This is a genomic window from Actinomadura rayongensis, assembly GCF_009831215.1.
GTDB lineage: Bacteria > Actinomycetota > Actinomycetes > Streptosporangiales > Streptosporangiaceae > Spirillospora > Spirillospora rayongensis.
The window spans coordinates 11,856-25,187 of the sequence record NZ_WUTW01000009.1 but is presented as its reverse complement, the minus strand read 5'-3'; the positions used below and the strand labels follow the sequence as shown (position 1 = coordinate 25,187).

Sequence of the window (13,332 nt, the reverse complement as noted above, 5' to 3'; positions counted from 1 at the left end):
GTCAGATCACTCCGTTCTCGCGCAGCGCCTCGCGCCGCGCGTCGTCGTAGCCGAGGCCGGTCAGCACGGCGTCGGTGTCGGCGCCCTTGGCACGGCCCGCGAACCGGATCCGGCCGGGCGTGTCCTGGAGCCGGAACGGGACGTTGACCATCGCGACGGAGCCGAGTTCGTCGTCGGGGACGTCCACGACCGTGCCGAGCGCGGCGTACTGCTCGTCCGCGACGATGTCGGCCGCGCTGTAGACGGGCGCGACCGCCGCCTGCGCCTCCTCGAACGCGGCGGTCACCTCGGCGGCGGTGCGCGCGGCGATCCACGAGCCGACGGCCGCGTCCAGCTCCTCGACGTGCGCGACGCGGCCCGCCCCCGAGGAGAACCACGGCTCGTCCACCAGCTCGGGCCGCCCGACGAGACGCATCACCCGCTCGGCGATGCTCTGCGCGCTGGTCGAGATCGCCAGCCACCGGCCGTCGCGCGTGCGGTACACGTTGCGCGGCGCGTTGTGGACCGACCGGCTGCCGTTGCGCTCCTCGACCACGCCCAGTTCCCGGAACAGCGTCACCTGCGGGCCGACGACCTGGAGGATCGGCTCGATGATCGCCAGATCCACGACCTGGCCGCGTCCGGTCGCGCGGCGGGCGTGCAGCGCGGCGCTGATCGCGAACGCGCCGGTGAGCGCCGCGATGCCGTCGGCGAGCCCGAACGGCGGCAGGGTCGGCGGCCCGTCCGGCGCGCCCGTGGAGTAGGCGAACCCGCTCATCGCCTCGGCGAGCGTGCCGAAGCCGGGACGCCGCGCCGACGGTCCGAACTGCCCGAACCCCGTGACGCGGACGAAGATCAGCCCGGGGTTGACGGCCCGCAGCTCGTCCCAGCCGAGCCCCCAGCGCTCCATCGTGCCGGGCCGGAAGTTCTCCACGAGCACGTCGGCCTCGGCGGCGAGCGCGAGCAGGATGTCGCGCCCGGCCGGGACGCCGAGGTTCAGCGTCATCGCGCGCTTGTTGCGGGCGACGACCTTCCACCACAGGCTGACGCCGTCCTTGCTGTAGCCGTGCCGCCGCACCGGGTCGCCGGCGGACGGGTGCTCGATCTTCAGGACGTCCGCGCCGTAGTCGGCGAGCAGGGTGGCGGCCCCGGGACCGGCGAAGAGGGTGGCGGCGTCGATGACCTTGAGGCCGGTGAACGGCCCGGCGGGAGGGGTGGGTTCCACGTGATGTCCTTCGCTGTGGTGGGTCAGTGGCCGAGGCGGCGCAGGAAGCTCCGCGTCCGTTCCTCGGCGGGGGAGTCGAAGATCTGGCCGGGCGGCCCGCACTCGACGACGGAGCCGCCGTCCAGGAAGGCGACGCGGTGGGAGACCGCCCGCGCGAACTCCATCTCGTGCGTGACGACGAGCATCGTCATCCCGCCGGCGGCGAGGTCGCGCAGGACGTCGAGCACCTCGCCGACGCGCTCGGGGTCGAGGGCCGACGTGGGCTCGTCGAAGAGCATCAGCCGGGGCTCCATCATCAGCGCCCGCGCGATGCCGACCCGCTGCTGCTCGCCGCCGGACAGACGCCGCGGGTACGCGGCGGCCTTCCCGGCGAGCCCGACCCGTTCGAGGGCGGCGCGGGCGCGGGTCTCGGCGGTCGCGGCGTCGACGCCGCGGACCTTGCGCGGGGCGAGCGTCAGGTTGTCGAGGACGCGCAGGTGCGGGAACAGGTTGAAGCCCTGGAAGACCATGCCGATGTCGCTGCGCTGCGCGGCGATCTCGCGCGGCGACAGCTCCCGCAGCCGCGCGCCCGTGCGCCGGTAGCCGACGAGGTGCCCGGCGACCGACACCTCGCCGCTGTCGATGGGCTCCAGATGGTTGACGCAGCGCAGGAAGGTGGACTTGCCGCTGCCCGACGGCCCGATGAGGCAGACGACCTCGCCCTCGTCCACCGTGAGGTCGAAGTGGGACAGGACGGTCTGGCGTCCGTAGCTCTTGGACACGTCGCGCGCCACCAGCATCGGTTCGCTCATCGGGCGGCCCTCCGGTTCGACGGGACGACGAAGCGCGCGAGACCGGACCCGAGGCCCGCCAGCGCGTCCCGCCACAGCGGCGCGGGCGCGCCCCGCCGGGCGGACCGGCCGAAGCGGCGCTCCAGCCCGCGCTGGAGCAGCGTGAGCAGCAGGGTGAGGATCAGGTACCAGATCGTCGCGGTGAGCAGGAGCGGGATCGGCTGGTAGGTGCGTCCGTAGATCGTCTCGACCGTGTAGAGCAGGTCGGACAGCGAGATGACGCTGACGAGCGCGGTCGCCTTGAGCGTGATCACGAGGATGTTGGCCAGCGACGGGATGATCACCGGGATCGCCTGCGGCAGCACGATCCAGCGGAAGATCGCCGGACCGCGCAGCCCGAGCGCCCGCGCGGCCTCGGTCTGGCCCGGCTCGACGGACCGGATCCCCGCGCGGACGGTCTCGGCGACGAACGCGCTGCCCTCCAGGCCGAGCCCGACCAGGGCCGCGACCCAGGGCGTCATGAACGCGTTGACGTTCCCGGAGACGAACTCCGGGCCGAACGGCACGCCGAGCGAGAGCCGCGGGTAGAGCGCGGAGATGTTGAACCAGAACAGGAGCTGGACGAGCAGCGGCACGCTCCGCAGGACCCACACGTAGACCCCGGCGACGCCCGCGAGCAGCGGGCCGCCCGACATCTGGAGCGCCGCGACGGCCGTCCCGAGGACGATCGAGATGATCATCGTGCCCGCCGTCAGCTCGATCGTCACCCGCAGGCCGCGCAGGACGTCGGCGGAGGTGAAGTAGTGGCGGACGACGTCCCACTGGAGGTTGGGGTTGGTGACGAGGCCGTGCGCGAACATCGCGGCGAGCACCAGGATCACCGCGAGCGCGAGCCAGCGGAACGGGTGCCGCCGGGGCAGGCGCCGCGGCACGCCGCCGGCGGCCGGGGGAGCGGCCGTGACGGCGCTGGAACGGATGTCGGTCATCGGTCCTCCGTTCCGGCGGCGCGGGCGAGGACGTCCTCGGCGGCGCGGACCGCGGCGAGGTCGGCGATCTCGCCGTCCGCGGTCCGCCAGGCCGCGGTGCCGCGCGTCCCGGCGTCCGCCGCGGCGGCCAGGACGGCGCGGGCCTCGGCGATCTCGGCCGGGTCGGGGGCGAAGACCGCGTTGACCACGGGAACCTGGCGCGGGTGGACCACCGAGCGCCCGAAGAACCCGAGGTCCTTGCCGCGCAGCGTGTCGGCCCGGAGCGCGTCGAGGTCGTCGAGGGAGCGGAACACGCTGAGGGACGGCGCGGGGAGCCCGGCGGCGCGGGCGGCGAGCAGGACCCGGAAGCGCGCCGCGTCCATGATCGCCGGATGGCCGGAGCCGAGGTCGCGGGACAGATCGCCCTCGCCGAGCAGCAGCGCGCGCACCGACGGCGCGCAGCCCGCCAGCTCGAAGCACCGCCGCAGCCCGAGCGCGGACTCGACCAGCAGGTGCAGGTCGACCCCCGGCAGCAGGTCGGCGGCCCGCCGGACCTCGCCGGGGTCCTCGGTCTTCGGCAGCCGGACGGCCGTGAGTGGCAGGCCGGACAGGGCGCGCAGATCGTCCGCGCCCGGCCCCGGCAGCGCGTTGACCCGGACGGCGACGGGCTTGTGGCCCGGCGCGGCGAGCACGTCGCCGAGCGTCCCGGCGAGCAGGTCCCGCGCCGCCGCCTTGCCGGCGGCGGGCACCGAGTCCTCCAGGTCGATCACGACGGCGTCGGCGTCGCCGGACAGCGCCTTGGCGACGCGGTGCGGCTGCGCGGCCGGGACGTACAGCCAGCTTCGGATCCCGTTCATGCGGCGAGCCTCTGCGTGCTGCCGTTGATGCGGATCAGGGCGCCGTCGAGCTTGGCGTCCGGCACGCCGTGGGCGTCGAAGGGGGCGGCGTAGGCGCCGTCCTTGGCCATCGCCTGGAAGGCCGCGAGGAACGCTTCGGCGAGCGGCCGGTTCGCGGCGGACGTCCCCGGGCCGAGCAGCGTGTTCCGGAAGCCGGGCAGCGTGGCCGCGTCCGGGAAGTCGACGGCGGCGATCTTCCCGCCGGAGGCGCGCGCGGCGATCTGGTTGGCCGACCGGTCGTCCAGGACGACGTCCACGCGCCCGCTGCGCAGCGCGAGCCCCATCGAGTTGGAGTCGGGGAAGAAGGCGGCGCGGATCCGCGCCTTTCCGGCCTTGCCGCAGACGCCGTCGAGCAGGCCGATCGTCTCGTTGGCGACGGTGCCCTGCTGGAGCCCGACGCGCCGTCCGCACACGTAGGTGATCGACGTGGCGGACTTGGCGGCGGACGCGGGGACGAGCCCGCCGGCGTGGCTCTGCACGAGGTCGACGGTGGCGGCGGCCGGCTGCCGCTCCACGAAGTCGCCGCGCTGGCTGGCGAGGTCGAACTTGCCCGACGCGAGCCCCGCGACGATCGCCGAGGACGCGACCTGCACGAACTTCGGGGTGAGGCCGAGCCGCGCGGACGCCGTGCGCAGCAGCTCGATGTTGATCCCGGAGACCTTGCCGCCGCTCTCGATGACGCTGAACGGCGGCGACTGCACGACGGCGACCGTGATCGTCCGCTTCGCCGCGAACGGCGCGGGGACGAGCCTGCTCAGCGCCGGATCCGCCGTGGCGGTGGAGCCCGCCTTCTCGGATGTGCCGCACGCGGCGGCGGCCAGGCAGAGCACGGCCGCCGCGAGCGCGGGGGTCTTCCTTCGGAGGGTGGACGGCATCGGTGGTTCCTTCCGCGAGAGGCCGATCGCCTGACGCGTCGGACCTGGAGAGGGGGAAATCGGTGGGGTGCGGCTCAGCAGCTCATCCGGCGAGCTTCTGCGTGCTGCCGTTGATGCGGATCCGGTCGGCGGGCAGCTTGGCCTCGGCCACGCCGTACGCGTCGAAGCGGGCGGCGTACGTGCCGTCCGCGGCCATCGCGCGGAAGGCGGCGAGGAACGCCTCGGCGAGCGGCCGGTTCGCGGCGGACGTCCCCGGGCCGAGCAGCGTGTCGTGGAAACCCGGCAGGTCGGCGTCGGGGAAGTCGACGGCGGCGATCGTCCCGCCGGAGGCGCGCGCCGCGACCTGGTTGCCCGCGCGGTCGTTCAGGACGATGTCGACCCGTCCGCTGCGCAGGGCGAGGGCCATCGCGTTGAAGTCGGGGAAGAAGCTCGGACGTCCGGCCGCCTTCCCCGCCTTCGCGCAGACGGCGTTGAGCAGGCCGATCGTCTCGTTGGCGATCGAGCCCTGCTGGAGCCCGACGCGCCGTCCGCAGACGTAGGAGATGGACGTGGCGGCCTTGACGGCGGACGCCGGGACCAGCCCGCCCGCGTGGCTGTGGACGAGGTCGATGGTGGCGGCGGCGCCCTGCCGCTCCACGTAGTCGCCGCGCTGGCCGGCCAGGTCGAACTTGCCCGACGCCAGCCCCGCGACGACGGCCGAGGACGCCACCGGAACGAACCTCGGGGTGAGGCCGAGCCGCGCGGACGCCGTCCGCAGCAGGTCCACGGTGATGCCGGAGACCTTGCCGCCGCCCTCGACGACGCTGAACGGCGGGGACTGGATCACCGCGACCGTGACGGCGCCCTTCGCGGTGAAGGACGCGGGGACGAGCCTGCGCAGCCCGGCGTCCGCCGCGGCGGGCGCGGACGAGCCGCCGGACGAGCCGCCGGAGGCGCCGCACGCGGCGGCGGTCAGGCAGAGCGCGGCAGCCGCCAGGGCGGCGGACGCGCGGGTGGTGGACGGCATCGGCGGGTTCCTTCCGCGAGGGGGTGGGATGAACGAGAAGGACTGAACTTGTTACCGTATGCCTTACGGTATTCGGCAGCGTAAGGTTGCCCCAGCACGCTGTCAAGGGTGGGTCGCACGGACCCAGCGAACAGTCGGGAGAGCCAGCAGTGGACGAGCCGTCAGAGATCCCCGCCCAGGCGACGAGCACCGGACGGCGGCGCGGCGGGCGCGGCGGACGGCGCCGGACGCTGACCGTCGAGCGGATCGTCGACGCCGCCATCGCCGTCGCCGAACGGGACGGGCTGGACCGGCTGAGCATGCCGCGCCTGGCGTCCGAGCTGGGCTGCGGCGTGATGACGCTGTACGGCTACGCCAAGGACAAGGACGAACTGCTCGGGCTGATGACCGCGCGGATGATCGAGCTGATGCCGCAACGTCCCGCGCCCGACGGCGACTGGGCCGACCACCTGCGCGCCCACGCGGTGGCGCTGCGCGACCAGATGGTCGCCCACCGCGCGCTGACCGAGCTGTTCGTGACCCACCGGTTCTGGAGCAGGCGGGTCGCGGAGTCGGTCGAGTCGCTGCTGACGGTGCTCACCGCGGCGGGCTGGCCGCTCGCCGAGGCGGTGCGCGCCTACCGGTCGGCGCACACCTACACCCTCGGCTTCGTCACCTACGAGCTGCAGCGCACCCGGCCGCACGAGGAGTACCGGCGGTGGTGGCGCCACGCGCTCGCCGACCTCCCGGCGGAGGAGTTCCCGCTCGTCCACGCCGCCGGCGAACTGATGCCGCAGGGCGCGCTCGAACCCCAGTTCCAGTGGGGTCTGGAGCGCGTCCTGGACGGCCTGCGCACCGAGTTCGCGGCGCTCGCCGGCGGCCCGTCAGACGGGTAGCCGGTGGCGGTCGAAGAACGCCGCCACGGTCTCCCCGTAGAACCGGTGCGCCTCCGGGTCGTCGCGGAACACGTGCGTCGCGCCCGGGACGACCACCAGCTCGGCCCCGTCGATCAGCCCCGCCAGCTCGCGGGCCAGCCGAGGCGCGCCGAGCTGGTCGCGCTCGCCGCACACCACCAGCGTGGGGCAGGCGATCCTGCCGAGCAGGGCGCGGGCGTCGTGCTCCAGGTTGGCGCGGACGAGCTTCAGGTGCGCGTCCCGCCGGTCGAGCATGCCGCCCGCCTGGTGCCGCGCGGACGCCGTCACGGTCTCCGCCGTGAACCGCTCGGGCGCGACCGTGAGCAGCGAGCCGAACAGCCGGTAGGGCAGCGGGTCGTCCAGCTGCCGCAGCAGCAGCATCAGCTCCTGCTGGGCGTGGTGGTACGGCTCGGGTCCCGCCCATCCGGCCGACAGGACCAGGTCGTGGACGAGGCCGGGCCGCCGGACGGCGAGATGCTGCGCGACGCACGCGCCCATCCCGCCCGTCCCGAGCACGTGCACGGGCCCGAGGCCGAGGTGGTCGGCGAGATCGGCGGCGTCGTCGGCGTACAGCTCGGTGGAGCCGGGACGGTCGTCGTCCCCGGACCCGCCGAGCCCCCGGTGGTCGTAGACGACGAACCGGTACGCGTCGCGGAGCACCGCCGGATGGTTGGCGAACCCGTTACCGGTGGCGAGGCCCCAGCCGCCGATCGCGAGGACGGGCTCGCCCGCGCCATGGACCTCGTAGCGGACGCGGCGGCCCCGGATCAGTTCGGTCGGCATCACCGGCTCCGCGCGCCGCGTGGTCCGGCGAGGGTCGCGGTCTCGTCCAGCTCGCCGTCGGCGATCCACACGCCGTACGCCGCCCGCGCCTGCTCCACGGACACGAAGCCCTCGCGGACGTCGCGCAGCACGGCGGCGGCCGGACGGTCCAGGGGATCGCCGAACCCGCCCCCGCCGCTGCTCTCCAGCCGCACCAGCTCGCCCGCGCGCACTGGAATGTCGCCGTGGACGCCCGGATACGTCTGCTCGGTGCCGTCCCGCCGCACGACGGTGACCTTCCCGAGCCCGCCGGGCAGCCCGCCGCCGACGCCGGGGGACGGGATCGCGGTGTTCCCGAGCCGCGGGCTGAACACCGCGTCGGCGAGCACGCGCAGCTCGCGCCGCACACCGCAGCCGCCGCGATGCAGGCCGGGGCCGCCCGAGTCGCGGCGGATCTCGTAGCGCTCGATCCGGACCGGCGTCTCCGGCTCCACCTGCTCGACCGGGTAGTTGCGCTGCGCGCCGCCGTAGATGACGTCCGCGCCGTCGCCGAACGGCCGCGCCCCGAGCCCGACGCCGAGCGTCTCGCCGAACGCCGACCGTCCGGCGCCGCCGTCGAACGCGAAGTGGCAGACGACGTAGCCGGGCATCGGCGCGGTCATCCGCCCGCCGTTGGCCTTCGCGAGCAGGGTGGCGAGGCAGCCCGCCACGGCGTTCTTCACCGCCGACCGCGAGTGCAGCGGCGCCGGGAAGTGCGGCTGGACGATGCTCCCGGGCCGGACCCGCAGCTCCGTGAGCGTGGACAGCGCCCCCTCGTTCATGCCGAGGTCGGCGTCGAAGACGAGCAGTTGCAGCGCCAGCAGGAGCCGCGCCCCCGGCAGGCTCGCCAGATAGTTCAGCGGGACGTCCACCTGGTCGTCGGAGCCGGTCAGGTCGAGGACGAGGTCGGCGCCGGACTTGGTGAGCACGGCGTGGACCCTGATCCGGTCGCGGCCCGCCGCCGTGCCGTCCACGAACTGCTCGGCCTCGTACCGGCCGTCGGGGATCTGCTCGTCCAGGACGGCCCGCGCCCGCCGCGCCGACGTCGCGATCGTCCAGGCGGCGGTCGCCGCGACCGCGTCCGCGCCCCACCGGTCCTGGAGCGCGCGCATGCGGTCGACGCCGAGGCGGCAGCCAGCCAGGAGCGCGCGCCAGTCGCCCCGGACGAGGTGCGGCGCGCGGGAGTTGCGGGTGAGCAGCGCCAGGAACCAGTCGTCCACCGCGCCGTCCGTGCCGACGCGCATGGGCGGGTAGGCGACGCCCTCGTTGAAGGTGTCGCGGGCGTCCATCGACGCGCTCCCGTACCGCAGCCCGCCGATGTCCTCCAGGTGGCCGTAGGCGACGGCGAAGCCCTCCAGCCGGCCCGCGCCGGAGTGGTACGGCATCAGGACCACGATGTCGGGCAGGTGCTGGACGGCCCCGTGCGAGCTGTACGGATCGTTGTAGAAGAACACGTCGCCGGGCGCGATGGAGTCCGCGTCGTACCGTTCCAGCACGGGACGGACGAGGCCCGCGCCGGAGTAGCTCGTCAGGGCGTGGACCATGCGGCCGTCACGGTCGTACAGCCCCATGAAGTAGTCCTTCTTGTCCTTGAAGCTCGGCGACATCGCGGCGCGTCCGATCAGCACCTCCATCTCCGCGACGATCGCCGTGAAGCCGTTCAGGATCACCTCGCGGGTGACCGGGTCGAGGGCGGGGGTCATGCGGAACGCTCCGGTTCGTCGGTGACGGTGATGGTCAGCGCGCCGTCGGCGGCGACGACGGCCGTCGCCCCCGGCGGGAGGATCGTGGTCGCGTCGTACTCCTGGACGACGGCGGGGCCGCGGACGGCGTCGCCGGGACGAAGGCCCGCGCGTTCGTGGATCGTCGCGGGCAGCCAGCCGTGGCCGTCGAAGTACAGGTCCCGCCGTCCGGGCCCGGCGGCGCTTTCGGCGGGTTCGGCGGCGGGCCGGTCCGCGTGCGCGAGCCGTCCGGACACGGCGAGCCGGGCGCGGACGATCTCGACGGGCGCGTCGGGCAGCCGGTACCGGTAGCGGGTCTCGTGGGCGTCGTGGAAGGCGGCGGCGACATCTTCGGTGGCCTCGATGATGAGCTCGTACCCCTGCCCTGCGTACCGGAGGTCCAGGTACCGGACGAGGTCGTGTCCCTCGGTGGCCGCGCCCGCGTCCAGCAGCTCCGCCGCCTGCCGCTCCAGGTCCGCGTAGGCCGCGTCGAGGTCGCCGGCCGCGCCGAGGGGCAGCGGACGCGGGAACGAGCGCACGAGATGGCGGCGGACGTCGGCGGCCAGCAGGCCCTCGGTCGTGAAGACGCCCGGCGCGGGCGGCACGAGCACGCGGGGCACGCGCAGCAGCCGGGCCACCTCGACGGCGTGCAGCCCGCCCGCGCCGCCGAACGGCAGCAGCGCGTAGTCGCGGGGGTCCCGGCCGCGCTCGGTGGAGATCCGCCGGATCGCGTCGGCCATCTGCGCGTTGGCGAGCCGGACCGTTCCAGCCGCCGCGGCCGTCACGTCGATGCCGAGCGGTTCGGCCAGCCGGGTCCGGATCGCCTCCCGTGCCGCCTCCCGCGCCAGCGTCAGCGCCCCGCCGGCGATGCGCTCGGGCAGCCAGCCGAGCACGAGCAGGGCGTCGGTCACCGTCGGCTCGGTCCCGCCCCGGCCGTAGCAGACCGGGCCGGGCCGCGCGCCCGCGCTGGCCGGGCCGACCGTGAACCGGCCGCCCGCCGCCCGCGCGATGCTGCCGCCGCCCGCGCCGACGGTGTTGACGTCCAGCACCGGCAGCGCGACGGGGAACGCGCCGATGTGCGCGTCCACGGTGAGGTCGACCGCGCCGTCGTCGGCGCACGCGACGTCGCTGCTGGTCCCGCCCACGTCCAGGGTGAGGATCCGGGACGCGCCGCGTCCGGCCGCGAACCGCGCCGCCCCCGCCGCGCCGCCCGCCGGGCCCGACAGGACGGTGGTGATGGGCAGCCGTCCGGCGTCCGCCGCGCCGAGCACGCCGCCGTCCGACGCCATGATGTAGAGCGGCGCCCGGACCCCGATGTCGGACAGATCCGACAGCAGGCCCGTCAGGTAGTCCGACACGGACGGCATCGTGTAGGCGTTCAGGACGGTCGCCGTCGACCGCTCGTACTCGCCCGCCTGCGGCAGCACCTCGTGCGAGCAGGTCACGTGGACGCCGGGCAGGCTCGTCCGGATCGCCTCGGCCAGCCGCCGCTCGTGCTCGGGGTGGGCGTACCCGTACAGCAGCGACACCGCGACGGCCGTCGGCTTCAGCGCGCGCAGCGCCGCCACCGCGGCGTCCTGCTCGGCCTCCGTCAGCGGGACGAGCACGGTGCCGTCCCAGGTCACGCGCTCGGCGACCTCGACGATCCGGTCCCGTCCGACCGGGCGGCGGGGCTTGAGCCAGCGGAAGGTGTTCCCGCTGCGGGGCGCGTCGTGCCGTCCGATCTCCAGGACGTCGCGGAACCCCGCCGTCACCACCGCCGCCGTGCCCGTCTCGGCGGCCTGGAGGATCGCGTTGGTGGACAGCGTCATGCCGTGCACGACGCGGTCCAGGGCGCCGACCGCGATGCCCGCGTCGGCGCACACGGCCTCCAGCCCCCGGACGAAGGCGCGGCGCGGCCCCTCGTCGGAGAGCACCTTCCTGACCCACCGGCGGCCCGTCGCCAGGTCCGCCAGCGTGACGTCGACGAAGGTGCCGCCCACGTCGACGGCCACCGCATGACTTCCGCGCACCGGCCCGGTCACCGCCGGACCCCGGCTTCGCACACCGCTCGACAGGGAGCGTTCCTCATAAGCATTCTATTACCGTAAGGCTTACGAATTATCCGGTCAAGACCTCCCGTCGGCCGGGGGAAGTACCGCCCCGCCTGCCGTGGGCGGACGACGCTCGCGGCAGGCGGGTTGCGGCGGGGTGTTAGAACGAGCCGCAGTTGCCCGTGACGGGCTTGTCCTGGAAGCGGTCGTTCATCCATGCGGCGGCCGTCGCGGGGGCGGTGACCGCGCCGGTGATGTGGGCGAACACCGGGGAGGCGATCAGCGCGCCGTCGAAGGTGACGTTGGCGCCCTTGGCGCACCAGTCCTTGGCGAGCTGCTTGCCGATCTCCTGCGGGATGACGTCGTCGAACGGGGAGTGCTGGATCTCCACCGGCATCGCGGGCTTGAGGGTGCCGATCCGGTTCTCGGCGACGATCTTGTCGAACGGCGCCTGGTCCAGGTAGTCGGCGATCGGGCGGCCGTCCCTGGTCAGCGACTTGGTCTGCATGAACATGTACTTGAGCATCCCGTCGAGGGTGCAGGTCTTCGCCGCCTCCTCGAACAGCTTCTTGCCCTGGTCGTTGGCCAGGCCGGGGATGTCGGCCTCGGGGTAGGAGGTCTGGATGCCGATCAGGGAGTAACCGGCGAACGCGGCGTACAGCGACCCGTCCAGGCTCTTGGCCAGCTTGGCCTTGTCGGCCGGGGGCGCCCCGGCATAGGCGCCCTTGATGTTCAGCTCGGGCGCATAAGTGGAGGCGAGTTCGGCGGCCGAGGCGGACGCCCCGCCGCCCTCGGAGTAGCCGACGATCCCGGCGGGGCCGTCGGCGGGCAGGCCGGCCGCGGGCAGCCGCTTGGCGGCGCGCAGCACGTCCAGGACGGTGTGCGCCTCCGACAGCCGCATCACGTACGGGTGGTCGCCGGGGGTGCCGAGGCCCTCGTAGTCGGTCTGGGCGACCGCGATGCCCTTGTCGAGCAGCCGGTCGATGTAGCCCTTCTGGAAGATCGCGACGATGTCGTTCTGCCCCTCGCCGGCCAGCGTCTTGGACGGAGCGCACTGGTCGCCCATGCCCGCGGTGAACGGGGCGTAGGCCACGACCGGGCGCGGGCCGGGGCCGCCCCAGGCCTTGGTCGGCACGAACACCGTGCCGGTCACCGGGATCGGCTGGTCCTTGGCGTCGCGGCTCAGGTACATGATCCGGGTCGCCGTGGAGTTGTCGTACCGCGACGGCTGCGACTTGATGATGTCGCCGGGGCTGCCCGCGGGCAGGGGCGCGGGCGGGGTGTAGAAGGCGTCGTCGGCGGACGCGGGCGCCGCCGGGACGCCGATGAGGGTCGCCGCGGCGAGCACGGCTACGGTGGTCAGCGCTTTCAGCTTCACGTGTGGGCTCCTCGAACGGGGCGGGTCGCCATCTGACTGCGTGCGATGTCAGATGATGTGACAAGAGACGATGTCAGATGGGGTCGGGCAGCGACATGCGGCTTTGAGAGAAAGGAAGAAGTGGGGCACTCAGATAAGTCACAAGGTCTTTCCGGCCGTCGCTACGGGGGCCTCGACGCCGAAGAACGGCGTGCCCGTCGCCGTGAGACGTTCCTGGAGGCCGCGCTGGAGATCTGCGGCACGGCGGGTCGCGCGGACCTGACGCTGCGGAACGTCTGCCGGCAGGCCGGGCTCACCGAGCGCTACTTCTACGAGTCGTTCAAGGACCGCGATGACCTGCTGTCGGCGCTGTACGACCAGCTGACGAGCAGAATCCTCGACACGACCTACGCCGCGGTCGCCGCCGCCCCGCCCACCCTCGCCGACCAGGCCCGCGCGGGCATGCACGCGTTCGTCCACGCCGTCGCCGACGACGTCAGGGAGGCCCGGATCGTCTTCGTCGAGGTCGTCGGCGCCACGCCCCGCCTGGAGGAGCAGCGCTACCGCGTCACCCGGGACTTCGCCCGCAACAACGCCGAACTCGCCGCCGTCCACCTCGGCGTCCCGGTCAACACCCGGCTTCTCACCGGCGCCATGGTCCTCACCGGCGGCGCCGCCCACACCATGGCCCAATGGGCTCTCGGCCACCTCGACTCCTCTCTCGACGAAATCGCCGACGTCATCACCGACCTGTTCATGACCGCCTACCGGCAGATCGAGGCCGAGATCGCGTCCACCTGACGAAGGGCCG

The 13,332-nt window shown here is 74.0% G+C and carries 12 protein-coding genes; 2 read left to right on the top strand and 10 right to left on the bottom strand.

Translation table 11 applies throughout. The features are described from left to right. Position 1 precedes the first annotated feature (1 nt). From GQ466_RS27855 to GQ466_RS27830, 6 genes are all read right to left on the bottom strand, one after another. Entirely contained in the window at positions 2–1,204 is a 1,203-nt protein-coding gene (locus GQ466_RS27855) for a CoA transferase (protein ID WP_161106041.1), read from the bottom strand. A 23-nt stretch (positions 1,205–1,227) separates the two neighbouring features. Continuing rightward, positions 1,228–1,995: an amino acid ABC transporter ATP-binding protein gene (locus tag GQ466_RS27850; protein ID WP_272918117.1), complete on the bottom strand. Its 768-nt coding sequence runs from the start codon at positions 1,993–1,995 to the stop codon at positions 1,228–1,230. Next, positions 1,992–2,960 (bottom strand): amino acid ABC transporter permease, encoded by a 969-nt coding sequence (locus GQ466_RS27845; RefSeq protein ID WP_161106040.1) that lies wholly within the window; start codon positions 2,958–2,960, stop codon positions 1,992–1,994. Before GQ466_RS27845 ends, GQ466_RS27850 begins: the two co-directional genes overlap by 4 nt. After that, positions 2,957–3,796: an HpcH/HpaI aldolase/citrate lyase family protein gene (locus tag GQ466_RS27840; protein WP_161106039.1), complete on the bottom strand. Its 840-nt coding sequence runs from the start codon at positions 3,794–3,796 to the stop codon at positions 2,957–2,959. Before GQ466_RS27840 ends, GQ466_RS27845 begins: the two co-directional genes overlap by 4 nt. Next, positions 3,793–4,710, bottom strand: a complete 918-nt coding sequence (locus GQ466_RS27835) for a transporter substrate-binding domain-containing protein (protein WP_161106038.1) — start codon at positions 4,708–4,710, stop codon at positions 3,793–3,795. The genes GQ466_RS27840 and GQ466_RS27835 overlap by 4 nt, the downstream gene beginning before the upstream one ends. Positions 4,711–4,792: 82 nt before the next feature. Continuing rightward, positions 4,793–5,716, bottom strand: a complete 924-nt coding sequence (locus tag GQ466_RS27830; protein WP_161106037.1) for a transporter substrate-binding domain-containing protein — start codon at positions 5,714–5,716, stop codon at positions 4,793–4,795. Between the two features lie 149 nt (positions 5,717–5,865). Here GQ466_RS27830 and GQ466_RS27825 point away from each other — a divergent pair, with 149 nt between their 5' ends. Continuing rightward, entirely contained in the window at positions 5,866–6,591 is a 726-nt protein-coding gene (locus GQ466_RS27825; RefSeq protein WP_161106036.1) for a TetR/AcrR family transcriptional regulator C-terminal domain-containing protein, read from the top strand. Here GQ466_RS27825 and GQ466_RS27820 read toward each other — a convergent pair. The 4 genes from GQ466_RS27820 to GQ466_RS27805 all read right to left on the bottom strand — a co-directional run bounded on the left by GQ466_RS27820 (position 6,580) and on the right by GQ466_RS27805 (position 12,542). Further along, positions 6,580–7,392, bottom strand: coding sequence for an alpha/beta fold hydrolase (locus GQ466_RS27820; protein WP_161106035.1), 813 nt, complete (start codon positions 7,390–7,392; stop codon positions 6,580–6,582). The two genes, GQ466_RS27825 and GQ466_RS27820, sit on opposite strands and share 12 nt — an antisense overlap. Next, positions 7,392–9,113 carry a hydantoinase B/oxoprolinase family protein gene (locus tag GQ466_RS27815; RefSeq protein ID WP_161106034.1) on the bottom strand — a complete coding sequence of 574 codons (1,722 nt, stop codon included), beginning with the start codon at positions 9,111–9,113 and terminating at the stop codon, positions 7,392–7,394. Before GQ466_RS27815 ends, GQ466_RS27820 begins: the two co-directional genes overlap by 1 nt. Continuing rightward, positions 9,110–11,125, bottom strand: a complete 2,016-nt coding sequence (locus GQ466_RS27810) for a hydantoinase/oxoprolinase family protein (protein ID WP_161106033.1) — start codon at positions 11,123–11,125, stop codon at positions 9,110–9,112. Before GQ466_RS27810 ends, GQ466_RS27815 begins: the two co-directional genes overlap by 4 nt. A 199-nt stretch (positions 11,126–11,324) precedes the next feature. Next, a complete protein-coding gene (locus tag GQ466_RS27805; RefSeq protein ID WP_202421240.1) occupies positions 11,325–12,542 on the bottom strand; it encodes a lipase family protein in 1,218 nt (405 codons plus the stop codon). A 120-nt stretch (positions 12,543–12,662) separates the two neighbouring features. Here GQ466_RS27805 and GQ466_RS27800 point away from each other — a divergent pair, with 120 nt between their 5' ends. Further along, positions 12,663–13,322, top strand: coding sequence for a TetR family transcriptional regulator (locus GQ466_RS27800; protein ID WP_161106032.1), 660 nt, complete (start codon positions 12,663–12,665; stop codon positions 13,320–13,322). Positions 13,323–13,332: the final 10 nt, after the last annotated feature.

Excerpts from the sequence above, each read along its gene's own strand:
- GQ466_RS27850 (WP_272918117.1), bottom strand. The coding sequence starts at position 1,995 with ATGAGCGAACCGATGCTGGTGGCGCGCGACGTGTCCAAGAGCTACGGA.
- GQ466_RS27845 (WP_161106040.1), bottom strand. The coding sequence starts at position 2,960 with ATGACCGACATCCGTTCCAGCGCCGTCACGGCCGCTCCCCCGGCCGCC.
- GQ466_RS27840 (WP_161106039.1), bottom strand. The coding sequence starts at position 3,796 with ATGAACGGGATCCGAAGCTGGCTGTACGTCCCGGCCGCGCAGCCGCAC.
- GQ466_RS27835 (WP_161106038.1), bottom strand. The coding sequence starts at position 4,710 with ATGCCGTCCACCCTCCGAAGGAAGACCCCCGCGCTCGCGGCGGCCGTG.
- GQ466_RS27830 (WP_161106037.1), bottom strand. The coding sequence starts at position 5,716 with ATGCCGTCCACCACCCGCGCGTCCGCCGCCCTGGCGGCTGCCGCGCTC.
- GQ466_RS27820 (WP_161106035.1), bottom strand. The coding sequence starts at position 7,392 with ATGCCGACCGAACTGATCCGGGGCCGCCGCGTCCGCTACGAGGTCCAT.
- GQ466_RS27815 (WP_161106034.1), bottom strand. The coding sequence starts at position 9,113 with ATGACCCCCGCCCTCGACCCGGTCACCCGCGAGGTGATCCTGAACGGC.